A 12684-nucleotide genomic window follows, 5' to 3' on the forward strand; every position below is an offset into this window, starting at 1 on the left:
GCCTTGTGGCGCGCCGTCTTCCCCGCTGTTTCCGGCATTTCCGGCTCACGCAAGGAATCTCATGAGTACCCCGACCCCCGCCCTCACGGCACTGCCCGACGAAAAAGAACTGGCGTTGCGTGTGCTACCGATGCCCGCTGACGCCAACGCCCATGGCGACGTATTCGGCGGCTGGATCATGTCGCAGGTCGACATTGCCGGCTCGATTCCCGCCGCGCAACGCGCCAACGGCCGCGTGGCGACCATCGCCGTGAATTCGTTCCTGTTCAAGGAGCCGGTGTTCGTCGGCGATTTGCTGAGCTTCTACGCCACGATCGTGAAGACAGGCAACACGTCCATCACCGTCTATGTGGAGGCCTATGCGCAGCGCATGCGCCTGTCGCACGAGATCGTCAAAGTCACCGAGGCGATGGTGACCTATGTGGCCACCGACGAAGACCGTCGTCCGCGTCCACTGCCCAAGCTCGAAACGCTGGGCTGATTCGGGTCGATTCGGGTCGATTCGGGTCGATTCGCGCCGATTCGATCTGCGCCGCTCGCCAACGACAAACGCCGCCGTCTCGCGAAACGAGACGTGCGGCGTTAGTGTTTCTACGCGCCCGCCGATTCGTCCGGCGACGGCAATCGGCCTTACGAGAACTGATTGAAATCCGGCTTACGTTTCTCGAAAAACGCGGTGAAAGCCTCGCGCGCTTCGGGCGACACCAGCCGTTTGCCGAACTCCAGCGCTTCGTCGCGAATGCGCTCCTGCACGTCCCGTGCGCTATCGCCCTTCATCAACTGCTTGGTCACACGCAACGATCCCGCCGGCATGGCGGCCAGTTGTGCAGCGCGCTTCGCGGCGTACTCCGCCAGTTCGGCCGCCGGCACGATACGATTGACGAAACCCATGGCCACGGCTTCGTTCACGTCGAACGGCTCACCGAAGAGCAACTTCTCGGCGGCACGCTGGTAGCCCGCCACGCGCGGCAGCAGCCAGCTCGACGCGGCCTCGGGACACAGCGCCAGTTGCGAGAACGGCAGCGAGAAGCGCGCCGTGTCGGCGGCGTACACCACGTCGCAATGCAGCAGCAGCGTAGTGCCAACACCGACCGCGTTGCCCGCCACCGCCGCAACGATCGGCTTGGTCGCCTGACTGATCGCTCGCAGGAACTGGAACACGGGGGCGTTGTCGTCCTTCGGCGGGTGCTTCAGGAAATCCTCGAGATCGTTGCCTGCCGAGAAGGCCTCCGGCTGCCCCTGAATCAGAATCACGCGCACCGACGGATCGGCCTCGGCTTCGGCAATGCCGTCGGCAACGGCCTGATACATGGCTGCGGTAATCGCGTTTTTCTTGTGTGCACGGTTGAACGTCAGCACCTGCACGGCGCCCTGACGCTGCACCAATACGTCTTCCATTGTTTGTGTCTCCTCGGCTTTGTCGCGAATCCGGGAACGCCGGATCGTCGCCTGCGACAGATGAGAACGCCGGGGGCGGCCACGCATTCGCGAACCCGCACCCCGGCGCCCTGAGCCGTCGTCTGCCAATCTGTCGGCTGTCAGCCGATGTGTCCATCCACGGCCGACGACGTCTGCACTTACATACGCTCCAGAATCCCCGCAGCGCCCATACCGGTGCCCACGCACATCGTCACCATGCCGTACTTCAGGTTGTGACGACGCAGCGCATGCACCACCGTCGCTGCCCGGACTGCGCCGGTCGCGCCCAGTGGGTGGCCCAGAGCAATTGCGCCGCCCATCGGGTTGACCTTGCTGGTATCGAGATCCAGATCTTTGATGACGGCCAGCGCCTGCGCTGCAAACGCCTCGTTCAGTTCGATCCAGTCCATCTGGTCCTGCGTGAGGCCCGCGGCGCGCAGCGCGGCCGGAATGGCTTCCTTCGGACCGATACCCATGATCTCCGGCGGCACGCCGCGCACGGCGAACGACACAAACCGCGCGAGCGGCGTGAGGTTGAATTGCTTGAGAATCTTCTCGCTTACAACGAGCAGCGCGCCCGCGCCGTCCGACGTCTGCGAACTGTTGCCGGCCGTGACCGAGCCCTTGTTCGCGAACACCGGGCGCAGTTTGGCGAGCCCCTCGATCGACGTATCCGGACGTGGGCCTTCGTCGAGCGAGAGGGTGCGCGTCTTGATCGACACTTCGCCCGTCGCCAGATTCGGGAATCGCTCGACGATCTCGATCGGCGTGATCTCGTTCGTGAACTCGCCGGCTTGCTGGGCCTTGATCGCCTTCTGATGCGAGGCCAGTGCGAAGGCGTCCTGCGCCTCGCGCGTCACGCCCCACTGCTGAGCCACCTTCTCGGCGGTCAGCCCCATGCCGTAGGCAATGCCCACGTTCTCGTCGCGCTCGAAGATCGACGGCGAGAGCGACGGCGTGTTGCCCATCATCGGCACCATGCTCATGCTTTCCACGCCGCCGGCAAACATCGCGTCGGCTTCGCCCACCCGGATGCGGTCTGCGGCCATGGCGAGCGCCGTCAGACCCGAGGCGCAGAAGCGGTTGACGGTCACGCCGCCCACCGTATTCGGCAACCCCGAGAGCAGCGCGCCGATACGCGCCACGTTCAGACCTTGCTGGGCTTCGGGAATAGCGCAGCCGATGATCGCGTCTTCGATCACCTTCGGATCGAGATCCGGCACCTGGGCAAGCGTGCTCTTGAGGATGGTCGCGAGCAGATCGTCGGGACGGGTGTTCTTGTAGCTGCCCTTGGGTGCCTTGCCGATCGGCGCACGCGTGGCGGCGACGATGTAGGCGTCTTGCAGTTGTTTGCTCATGTCAGTCTCCGATCGGCTTAGTTGCGCACCGGCTTGCCGGTTTGCAGCATGCCCATGATGCGTTCCTGGGTCTTCGAGGTGCCCAGCAATTCGATGAAGGCACGACGCTCGAGCGCCAACAGCCACTCTTCGTTCACGAGGCTGCCGGCTTCCACGTCGCCGCCGCACACGGCTTCGGCAATGCGCGAGGCGATCAGGAAGTCGTGCGCCGAAATGAAGTTGCCGTCACGCATGTTCACGAGCGACGCCTTGATCGTCGACACTCCCGAACGACCGGCAACGGGAATGCCGGCAGGCTTGAGCGGCGGACGATACCCGGAGATGGCCAGCGCCCGGGCCTCGTTGCGTGCGACCGACAGCAGTTCGTGCACGTTGTAGACGATGGTGTCCGTCGGCTTCAGATAGCCCATGTCGCGGGCATCGAGCGCCGAAGTCGAAACCTTCGCCATAGCGGCGTTGGTGAACGACTTCGTCACGAACTGGAGATATTGCACACTGCCCGCCGCGCTCGCCGCTTCGGCGGCACGAATCGCCGCTTCCTTCAGGCCGCCGCCGCCCGGCACAAGGCCGACGCCGACTTCCACCAGACCGATGTAGCTCTCGAGCGCCGCCACGCGCTTGGCGCTATGCAGCAGCAGTTCGCAGCCGCCGCCCAGCGCAATGCCGGAGACCGCCGAGACAACCGGCACCTGCGCATACTTCACACGCATCATGCCGTCCTGGAATTTCTTGATGAACGGCTCGATCCCCTTCGCGCCCCCCATCATGAAGGCGGGCATGGCCGCTTCCAGATCGGCACCGGCGGAGAACGGGCCGCCCGGTGCGCCGAGTTTGAGCGACGTCGGCTGCCACACGACCACGCCGCGATATTGCTGCTCGGCCAGATCGATGGCGCGGGTCAGACCGTCGATGACGGCCGGCCCGATGGTATTCATCTTCGACTTGAACGAGACGATGAGCACGTCGTCCTGGCCCGGGGTCTCGTCGACCCACAGGCGCACGGCGTCGTTCTCTTCGATGGTCTTGCCGAACTTGCGCGGATCGGCGCTGGCATCGCCCACGAGCGATGCAGGGAACACCTGACGCTGATACACCGGCAGCGTGCTGCGCGGCACGAAAGCGTCCCTGGCCGGCGCGTACGAGCCTTCTGCCGTGTGCACACCCCCAGCCTCGGCGACCTTACCGCTCGTCACCCACTTGGGCAGCGGGGCGTTCGAGAGGGCATGGCCGGCGTCGATGTCTTCCTGCACCCACTGGGCGATCTCCTTCCAGCCCGCCGCCTGCCAGTCCTCGAAAGGACCAGTGCTCCAGCCGAAGCCCCAACGAATCGCGAAGTCCACTTCGCGCGCGTTGTCGGCGATCTGCTCGAGATATACGCCGATGTAGTGGAACACGTCACGGAACACGGCCCACAGGAACTGGGCTTGCGGGTGAGTCGACTCACGCAGCAGACGCAGGCGCTCGGCCGGCGCCTTCTTCAGAATGCGCACGACCATCTCGTCGGCCTTCTTGCCCGACTCCACATATTCGCCCGATTGCGGGTCGAGTACCTTGATGACCTTGCCTTCCTTCTTGTAGAAGCCCGCGCCGGTCTTCTGACCCAGCGCGCCCTTCTCCACGAGTGCCTTGAGCACGGGCGGCGTGGCGTACGTCGGGGCGAACGGGTCGTCCTTGAGGCCGTCCTGCATCGTCTTGATAACGTGCGCCATCGTGTCCAGACCGACCACGTCGGCCGTGCGGAACGTGGCCGACTTGGCGCGACCGAGCTTGCTGCCGGTCAGGTCGTCGACGACATCGAACGGAATGCCGTATTTCTGCGCCTCGGCGAACACCGCCAGAATCGAGAACACACCCACGCGGTTGGCGATGAAATTCGGCGTGTCCTTGGCACGCACCACGCCCTTGCCGAGCGTGGAGGTGAGGAACGTTTCGAGTTGATCCAGAATCGCCGGCTCGGTCGTCGCGGTCGGAATCAGCTCGACCAGATGCATGTAGCGCGGCGGGTTGAAGAAGTGCACGCCGCAGAAGCGCGACTTCAGATCGGCGTCGAAACCTTCCGAGAGTTCGGTAATCGACAGGCCCGACGTGTTCGAGGCGAAGATCGCATGCTTGGCCAGATGCGGCGAGACCTTCTTGTAGAGGTCATGCTTCCAGTCCATGCGCTCGGCGATCGCCTCGATCACCACGTCGCAACCGGCGAGTTTCTCGAGGTCGTCTTCGTAGTTCGCCGTTTCGATATATTGGGCGTCGGCCTTGTCGGCGAATGGTGCAGGGCTCAGCTTCTTCAGGCCGTCGATGGCACGCGTGACGATGCCGTTCTTCGGGCCTTCCTTGGCCGGCAGATCGAACAGCACAACGGGCACTTTCGCATTGACGAGGTGGGCGGCGATCTGCGCACCCATCACGCCGGCGCCCAGCACGGCGACCTTGCGTACGACCAGGGGTTTGTTGGTTTGGCTCACGGTAATCTCCTCCGCTCTCAGAACAGGTCGACGTCGACTTCCATCAACGTCTTCGCACCGGCACGGGCCATGCGGATTTGCGACGCGGTCTCCGGCAGCAACTTGGCGAAGTAGAAACGCGCCGTAGCGAGCTTCGATTCGTAGAACTTGTCGCCGCTGCCTTGCTTGTCGAGCGCAATGCGCGCCATGCGCGCCCAGAAGTAGGCGAACACGAGATGACCGACCACGCGCTGATACGGCACGGAGGCAGCACCCACCTCGTCCGGATTGGCCATCGCCTTCATGCCGATTTCCATCGTCAGCTTCTGGACCTTGTCACCGATATCCGCGAGCGGATTGATGAACTCCTGCATCTCCTCCTTCGTGCCTTCGGCCTCGACGAAGTCCTGCACGAGCTTGCCGAACTTCTTGAGCTTGGCGCCCATGTCGCCGAGCACCTTGCGTCCCAGCAGGTCGAGCGCCTGAATCGAATTGGTGCCTTCGTAGATCGTGTTGATACGCGCGTCGCGCACGTACTGTTCCATGCCCCACTCGGAGATGAAGCCGTGGCCACCGTAAATCTGCATCGCGTGGTTGGTGCACTCGAACGCGTTGTCGGTCAGAAAAGCCTTGATGATCGGCGTGAGCAGCGCGACCAGATCGGCGGCTTCACGACGCTCGGCTTCGTCGCCGTGCGACAGTTCCTTGTCGATGTGCAGCGCGGTCCAGTACGAGAAAGCGCGGCCACCTTCCACATAAGCCTTTTGCGTGAGCAGCATGCGGCGCACGTCCGGGTGCACGATGATCGGATCGGCCGGCTTGTCCGGTGCCTTCGGGCCGGTGAGCGAGCGCATCTGAATGCGTTCCTTCGCATACGCCAGCGAGTTCTGATAGGCAACTTCCGTCAACCCCAAACCTTGCATGCCAACACCCTGACGCGCGGCGTTCATCATCACGAACATAGCGTTCAGGCCCTTGTTCGGTTCGCCGACGAGCCACCCCTTGGCGCTGTCGAGGTTCATCACACAGGTGGCATTGCCGTGAATGCCCATCTTGTGTTCGATGGAGCCGCACTTGATACCGTTGCGCTCGCCCGGTGCGCCATTGGCGTCGGGAATGAACTTCGGCACGACGAACAGCGAAATACCCTTCGTTCCCGGCGGAGCATCCGGCAGACGTGCCAGCACGAGGTGGACGATGTTGGCGGCCATATCGTGCTCGCCGGCGGAGATGAAAATCTTCGTACCGGAAATCGCGTACGAATTGTCGCCATTCGGCTCGGCCTTCGTACGCAGCATGCCCAGATCGGTGCCGCAATGCGGCTCGGTCAGACACATCGTGCCGGTCCACTCGCCGGAGACGATTTTCGGCAGATAGGTCGCTTGTTGCTCGGGGGTGCCGTGGGCATGCAGGCATTCATAGGCGCCGTGCGACAGGCCGGGGTACATCGTCCATGCCTGATTGGCCGAGTTGAGCATTTCGTACAGGGCATTGTTGACGACCTGCGGCAGGCCCTGGCCGCCAAATTCGGGATCGCACGCCAGCGCCGGCCAGCCGGCTTCGACGTATTGCTGATAGGCCTGCTTGAAACCGGTCGGCGTGGTGACGACACCGTCGCCCTCGTACTTGCAGCCTTCGCGATCGCCCACCTGATTCAGCGGAAAGACCACCTCGCTACAGAATTTGCCGGCTTCTTCCAGCACCTGGTTGATGGTGTCGGCATCGATGTCCGCATGCTTCGGCAATGCCTTCAATTCGTTCTCCACGCCCAGCAGCTCGTGCATGACGAATTGCATGTCGCGCAGAGGCGCGTTGTACTGTCCCATGACCTACTCCTCCGAACACATCGAATTGAATCGCGGACGGCTCGTGCCTCACCCGCGCTGATAAGACGAAATCAGTTTTTCCAGTGCCACCCGGGTCATGTCGACGGCGCCGGGCTCCCGAAGGAAACGCGCGTCGTGATGCAAGCCGAGTGTCAGGCTGTACATTTCAAAGAGCATCAGGCGCGGATCGGTGTCCGCACGCAGATGCCCCTCCTCCTTCGCCTGGGTGATGGCGCGCAGCAGGGCGGATCGCCACAACCGCACACTTTTCACCAAGGCTTCGCGCACCGGACTGGCCGCGCGATCGTCATACTCGACGGCGCCGCTGATGTATATGCAGCCCGTCGTCACTTCGCGAATCCGCTTGTCCATCCAGCGATCCACCAGCGCTCTGAGTCGCGGCAGGCCGCGTGGCGCTTCCATACTGGGAGCGAACACCTCTTCCTCGAAGCGCCTGTGGTATTCCATCAGCACTTCGATCTGCAAGTCTTCGCGCGAACCGAAATGCGCGAAGACACCGCTTTTGCTCATTTGCATACGATCGGCCAGCAAGCCGATCGTCAGCCCCTCGAGCCCATCCCGCCCCGCCAGCTCAAGCGCGGCATTCAGGATTGCGGCACGTGTCTGTTCACCCTTTCGCATGTGTATTGGCATCGCTATCGTTATCCGTTCCCCGATGCTAACCAAAAAATCGAACGGCCGTCCTATTATTGGGGGACGCCCATGGGCGAACAAGGAATTTATTAGATCGGAATACCTAATCGGTATCGTTGCCCAGACGGGCGCAGACCTTGACAGCACGAGGTCTGGCGGGGATCGCAGGCAGATGGGCACGGCCCGCGCCAACCGGTCGTCAGTCGTACTTACCGCGCGTGAGAACCTTCATCACCAGCCGGTAGAGACGGTAGGCCGTCCATTGACGGAAGCGCCGCCAGCGAGAGCGTCCGCCGTAGCGATGGGGGTCGATGAGGCGGGCCTCGGCGAACGCTTTGCGAATATGATCGCGCAGCTCGATGACCACCGGGTCGTCGAGCACGACCACATTGGCCTCGTGATTCAGGAACAGGGATAAGGCGTCGAGATTGGACGAGCCGACCGTTGCCCAGACATCGTCGACCACGGCCACCTTGCCGTGCAGTTGGCGCATATCGTACTCGCCGATGCGCACGCCTGCGTCGAGCAGCTTGGCGTAGAGCCACGGCACGGCGGTATCGAGCAAACGGAACTCCTTCCGTCCGATCAGCAAGTGCACCGACACACCACGTTGGGCTGCCTGCGTCAGCGCGCGCCGCAGTCGCCGGCCAGGCACGAAGTATGGGTTCGCGAGCCAGACCTCCTGGCGCGCGCGGCCCAGCGCCATCAGATAGGCCTTTTCTACCGCGCGGCGATTGTGCAGATTGTCGCGTGCCACGAAGGCGGCCTGACCGGCATACGGTGCGTGCAGTCGCCCGCGCTGCCCATGCCGGCGGTGACGAAACGGCGTGCCCAGGTACCCCGGGGCAAGACGCAACCATTGAATATGAAACGCCATGGCGATCTCGGCAACGATGGGTCCCCGGCATTGCACAGCAAAGTCCCAGCGCGGATCGCTCATGCGGGTGCCGCCCCCGCCGTTAAAGTCGTCGATGATGTTGATGCCACCGACGAAGGCCACTTCGTGATCGACGATGGCGAGTTTGCGGTGGGTTCGCGAGAAGCCGAACTTCCCGAACAGTCGCGGATTGTAGATGCGGTGCGTTACCCCGCTCTCACGCCAGTCGGCAAAGAGTGTCAGGCGTTGGCTGGTACCGAGACCATCGGTGATGACGCGAACTGCGACCCCGCGCTGTGCGGCGCGTTGCAGCGCTGCGGAGACATTCTCGCCGGCCTCGTCGGCCTCGAAGATGTAAGTCTCGAGCGCGACTTCCCGAGTGGCGCCGTCGATGGCGGCGATCAGCGCGGTGAAGTAGTTCTGACCGAGATAGAGCAGCGTCAGATCGTTATCGTGGGAGAACGGAAGATACTTGCTCATCGGCGCGCGACGCAGCGGCTAGCGCACGCGCAACGGCAACTGCCGGATGGCATCGCCGTTCGAGGGGGAAAAACAGCGCGCGGCAGCCGCTTCCCACGGCAGCCAGGCGTAGGCGACATGTTCGCGCGGCGCTAACGTTACGGCCGTGTTCTCCGGCACGCACAGGCCGAACCAGTGCTCCGTGTTGCGTGTGACACCCGGCGCGTAGCGATGCGCCCATCGCGGGTAGATGTTGTATTGAATCTCGTGCTGCCAGTCGGTCAGGGCGGTCGTGGGCACGGCCGTACCGTCCGCCACGCGAATGCCGGTCTCCTCGAAAACTTCGCGCACGGCTGTCTCGACCAGCGGCTCGTCGAGCCGATCCTTGCTGCCGGTGACCGACTGCCAGAAATTCTCGGCATCGGCACGCTCGATAAGCAGAACGTCGAGCGCCGGCGTATAGATCACGACGAGCACGGATTCGGGAATCTTGAAGGGTTTCATGCAGGCGGCAGTAGCGTGAAATCGACTCGTGAACAACGGAACACCTGTGAGGGCAAACCGGCTTGAGCGCCCCATTGTAATGGGCAATGGCGCCGTCTCGTTGTTGCAACCCCGCGTATCAAACAAAAACCCCCTCGCCTTTCGGCCGAGGGGGTTCGAATCAGCGTGCCGGCATTTGCCGGTGCCGTCAGGCCTTCGGGGCTTCCGGCTGACGCAAACGAATGTGCAGTTCGCGCAGTTGACGCTCATCCACCGGCGACGGCGCCTGCGTGAGCAAGTCCTGTGCACGTTGCGTCTTCGGGAACGCGATCACGTCGCGAATCGAATCGGCACCGGCCATCATCGTGATGATGCGATCGAGGCCGAACGCGATACCACCGTGCGGCGGGGCGCCGTATTGCAGCGCGTCGAGCAGGAAGCCGAACTTCGCACGGGCTTCTTCCTCACCCAGCTTGAGCGCGCGGAACACCTTGCTCTGCACATCTTCCTGGAAGATACGCACCGAACCGCCACCGATTTCCCAGCCGTTGAGCACCATGTCGTAGGCCTTCGCCAGGCACTTGCCCGGGTCGGTCTCGAGATAGTCGATGTGCTCGTCCTTCGGGCTTGTGAACGGGTGATGGCAAGCGACCCAGCGGGCGTCGTCTTCATCGTACTCGAACATCGGGAAGTCCACGACCCACAGCGGACGCCAGCCCGCTTCGAACAGGCCATGGCTCTTGCCGAATTCCGAGTGACCGATTTTCAGACGCAGCGCGCCGATACCGTCGTTGACGACCTTTGCCTTGTCGGCACCGAAGAAGATGATGTCGCCGTCTTGCGCGCCGGTACGCTCGAGAATCGAGGCAATGGCAGCGTCGTGCAGGTTCTTGACAATCGGGCTTTGCAGACCGTCGCGGCCCTTGGCCACTTCGTTGACCTTGATCCAGGCCAGCCCCTTCGCACCGTAGATCTTCACGAACTCCGTGTAAGCATCGATTTCGCTACGCGAGATCTCTGCGCCGCCCGGTACGCGCAGCGCGACCACGCGACCGCCTTCGGTCGTGGCAGGCACCGAGAACACCTTGAAGTCCACGTCGCCCATCACGTCGGTCAGCTCGGTGAACTCGAGCTTCACGCGCAGGTCGGGCTTGTCGGAGCCGAAGCGACGCATCGCTTCCGAGTACTCCATGACCGGCACCTTGGCGTCCAGATCCACGTTGATCGCTTCCTTGAAAACGTGGCGGATCATGTTCTCGAACAGATCGCGGATTTCCTGCTCCGAGAGGAACGAGGTTTCGCAATCGATCTGCGTGAATTCCGGCTGACGGTCGGCGCGCAGGTCTTCGTCGCGGAAACACTTGGTGATCTGGTAATAACGGTCGAAGCCAGCCACCATCAGCAACTGCTTGAAGAGCTGCGGCGACTGCGGCAGCGCGAAGAACATGCCGGCGTTCACACGCGAAGGCACCAGATAGTCGCGCGCGCCTTCCGGGGTGCTCTTCGTGAGCATCGGGGTTTCGATGTCGATGAAACCTTGCGCGTCCAGATACTTGCGCACTTCCATCGCCACCTTGTAACGCAGGCGCAGGTTGTATTGCATCTGCGGACGGCGCAGATCCAGCACGCGATGCGTGAGGCGCGTGGTTTCCGACAGGTTTTCGTCGTCAAGCTGGAACGGGGGCGTCACCGACGGGTTGAGCACTTCGAGCTCGTGGCACAGCACTTCGATCTTGCCGCTCGTCAGGTTGGCGTTCTCGGTGCCGGCCGGACGGCTGCGCACAAGGCCCGTGATCTGCACGCAGAACTCATTGCGCAGGCCTTCGGCGGCCTTGAACATCTCCGCGCGGTCCGGATCGCACACGACCTGCACCAGACCCTCGCGATCGCGCAGGTCGATGAAGATGACCCCGCCGTGATCACGGCGGCGATTGACCCAGCCACAAAGCTTGACCGTTTGGCCCAGTTGTTGCTCGGTCACCAGACCGCAGTAGGAGGTACGCATGGACATTTTGCTGTTCCGATTTTCAAAAAATGGCGCCGGCGATTCCCGGTGGCTCAAAGGAGCGGGCCGGGACGTTGCTGGCGCGGGTTGTGGGCGGGCGCCACCACGCCCATCGATACGATGTACTTGAGGGCCGCGTCGACCGACATGTCGAGTTCAACGACGTCGCTCGCCCGCATCATCAGGAAGAAGCCTGACGTCGGGTTGGGCGTCGTCGGGACATAAACGCTCACATACTCGCCCTGCAAGTGATTGACCACATCGCCACCCGGCGCGCCGGTCAGGAAGGCGATGGTCCAGGAGTCCGCGTGCGGATAACGCACAAGCAACGCCTTGCGAAACGCGTTACCGCTGCTCGAGAGCAACGTATCGGACACCTGTTTGACGCTGCCGTACAACGGTCCAACGATGGGAATGCGCGTCAGAACGGCTTCCCACCAACCGACCAGCTTCTGGCCGATGAAATTATGCGCCAGAAGGCCGACGACGAAAACGAACGCCAGCGTGACCACCACACCGAAGCCCGGCACACGCATGCCGATGAGGCGCGACGGCTGCCATTCGTCCGGCAGCAGCAGCAAGGTCTGATCCATCGTGCCGATGATCAGGCCCAGTACCCACAGCGTGATGGCGAGCGGCACCAACACCAGCAGGCCGGTGAGGAAAATCGTCTTCAGCGCGGGTTTCTTAACGCTCATGGCAGGACTCGCGAATATTGGCGGCTACGGGGGGTGTCAGCGGGGCACCAAGGCGCCAGGCGCCGGGTGCCGATTGGTACTATCGCACGCCAGGCCGCCAGGCTTGACGTGCGCTGTCTTGTTTCGTTCAGTGGCAGGCGCAACCACCGCCACAGCTTGCCGCCGGGGCGCCCGACGACTCACCGCCGGACGATGCCGACGAGCTCTCGCCAGACGCTGCCGGTGCGGGGGTCGCGGCCGCACCTGCTGCACCGGCCGCCGGCGCACTGGCGCCGCCCGAACCGCCACGGAAATCAGTTACATACCACCCCGATCCCTTGAGCTGGAACCCGGCAGCAGTGACCTGCTTGCGAAACGAGTCCTTGCCGCATTCCGGGCATTGGGAGAGCGGTTCATCGCTCATTTTTTGCAGCACATCCTTGGCGAAACCGCATGTTTCGCAACGATAGGCGTAGATAGGCATG

At 63.0% G+C, this 12684-nt stretch carries 11 protein-coding genes; 1 reads left to right on the top strand and 10 read right to left on the bottom strand.

Annotated features, from left to right (window positions below; genetic code table 11):
- Positions 1-61: 61 nt before the first annotated feature.
- The gene (locus tag AT395_RS20990; RefSeq protein ID WP_042114614.1) at positions 62-481 is read left to right on the top strand and encodes an acyl-CoA thioesterase; all 420 of its coding nucleotides are present in this window, start codon (positions 62-64) and stop codon (positions 479-481) included.
- 149 nt (positions 482-630) lie between these two features.
- On the opposite strand, the gene AT395_RS20995 is transcribed toward AT395_RS20990, so the two are convergent.
- From AT395_RS20995 to AT395_RS21040, 10 genes are all read right to left on the bottom strand, one after another.
- The gene (locus AT395_RS20995) at positions 631-1398 is read right to left on the bottom strand and encodes an enoyl-CoA hydratase (RefSeq protein WP_042114612.1); all 768 of its coding nucleotides are present in this window, start codon (positions 1396-1398) and stop codon (positions 631-633) included.
- Between the two features lie 179 nt (positions 1399-1577).
- Positions 1578-2777 (bottom strand): acetyl-CoA C-acyltransferase, encoded by a 1200-nt coding sequence (locus AT395_RS21000; protein WP_042114610.1) that lies wholly within the window; start codon positions 2775-2777, stop codon positions 1578-1580.
- A gap of 17 nt (positions 2778-2794) precedes the next feature.
- Entirely contained in the window at positions 2795-5179 is a 2385-nt protein-coding gene (locus tag AT395_RS21005; protein ID WP_042117943.1) for a 3-hydroxyacyl-CoA dehydrogenase/enoyl-CoA hydratase family protein, read from the bottom strand.
- A 77-nt stretch (positions 5180-5256) separates the two neighbouring features.
- The gene (locus tag AT395_RS21010; protein ID WP_048628718.1) at positions 5257-7044 is read right to left on the bottom strand and encodes an acyl-CoA dehydrogenase C-terminal domain-containing protein; all 1788 of its coding nucleotides are present in this window, start codon (positions 7042-7044) and stop codon (positions 5257-5259) included.
- Between the two features lie 48 nt (positions 7045-7092).
- Complete coding sequence (locus tag AT395_RS21015; protein WP_042114608.1) at positions 7093-7686, bottom strand: TetR/AcrR family transcriptional regulator; 594 nt, start codon at positions 7684-7686, stop codon at positions 7093-7095.
- 211 nt (positions 7687-7897) lie between these two features.
- Positions 7898-9055, bottom strand: coding sequence for a cardiolipin synthase ClsB (gene clsB, locus AT395_RS21020; protein WP_082164748.1), 1158 nt, complete (start codon positions 9053-9055; stop codon positions 7898-7900).
- 18 nt (positions 9056-9073) lie between these two features.
- Positions 9074-9538, bottom strand: coding sequence for a dihydroneopterin triphosphate diphosphatase (gene nudB / locus AT395_RS21025; RefSeq protein WP_048628716.1), 465 nt, complete (start codon positions 9536-9538; stop codon positions 9074-9076).
- A gap of 187 nt (positions 9539-9725) precedes the next feature.
- Complete coding sequence (gene aspS / locus AT395_RS21030; RefSeq protein ID WP_048628715.1) at positions 9726-11528, bottom strand: aspartate--tRNA ligase; 1803 nt, start codon at positions 11526-11528, stop codon at positions 9726-9728.
- Between the two features lie 47 nt (positions 11529-11575).
- Positions 11576-12220 (bottom strand): DUF502 domain-containing protein, encoded by a 645-nt coding sequence (locus AT395_RS21035; RefSeq protein WP_039408262.1) that lies wholly within the window; start codon positions 12218-12220, stop codon positions 11576-11578.
- Positions 12221-12347: 127 nt separating this feature from the next.
- Positions 12348-12683, bottom strand: coding sequence for an FmdB family zinc ribbon protein (locus AT395_RS21040; RefSeq protein ID WP_058375247.1), 336 nt, complete (start codon positions 12681-12683; stop codon positions 12348-12350).
- Position 12684: the final 1 nt, after the last annotated feature.

The organism is Pandoraea apista (genome assembly GCF_001465595.2).
GTDB lineage: Bacteria > Pseudomonadota > Gammaproteobacteria > Burkholderiales > Burkholderiaceae > Pandoraea > Pandoraea apista.

Excerpts from the sequence above, each read along its gene's own strand:
- aspS (WP_048628715.1), bottom strand. The coding sequence starts at position 11,528 with ATGTCCATGCGTACCTCCTACTGCGGTCTGGTGACCGAGCAACAACTG.
- AT395_RS21015 (WP_042114608.1), bottom strand. The coding sequence starts at position 7,686 with ATGCGAAAGGGTGAACAGACACGTGCCGCAATCCTGAATGCCGCGCTT.
- AT395_RS21040 (WP_058375247.1), bottom strand. The coding sequence starts at position 12,683 with ATGCCTATCTACGCCTATCGTTGCGAAACATGCGGTTTCGCCAAGGAT.
- AT395_RS20995 (WP_042114612.1), bottom strand. The coding sequence starts at position 1,398 with ATGGAAGACGTATTGGTGCAGCGTCAGGGCGCCGTGCAGGTGCTGACG.
- AT395_RS21035 (WP_039408262.1), bottom strand. The coding sequence starts at position 12,220 with ATGAGCGTTAAGAAACCCGCGCTGAAGACGATTTTCCTCACCGGCCTG.
- AT395_RS20990 (WP_042114614.1), top strand. The coding sequence starts at position 62 with ATGAGTACCCCGACCCCCGCCCTCACGGCACTGCCCGACGAAAAAGAA.
- AT395_RS21000 (WP_042114610.1), bottom strand. The coding sequence starts at position 2,777 with ATGAGCAAACAACTGCAAGACGCCTACATCGTCGCCGCCACGCGTGCG.
- AT395_RS21010 (WP_048628718.1), bottom strand. The coding sequence starts at position 7,044 with ATGGGACAGTACAACGCGCCTCTGCGCGACATGCAATTCGTCATGCAC.
- AT395_RS21005 (WP_042117943.1), bottom strand. The coding sequence starts at position 5,179 with ATGGGTGCGCAGATCGCCGCCCACCTCGTCAATGCGAAAGTGCCCGTT.
- clsB (WP_082164748.1), bottom strand. The coding sequence starts at position 9,055 with ATGAGCAAGTATCTTCCGTTCTCCCACGATAACGATCTGACGCTGCTC.
- nudB (WP_048628716.1), bottom strand. The coding sequence starts at position 9,538 with ATGAAACCCTTCAAGATTCCCGAATCCGTGCTCGTCGTGATCTATACG.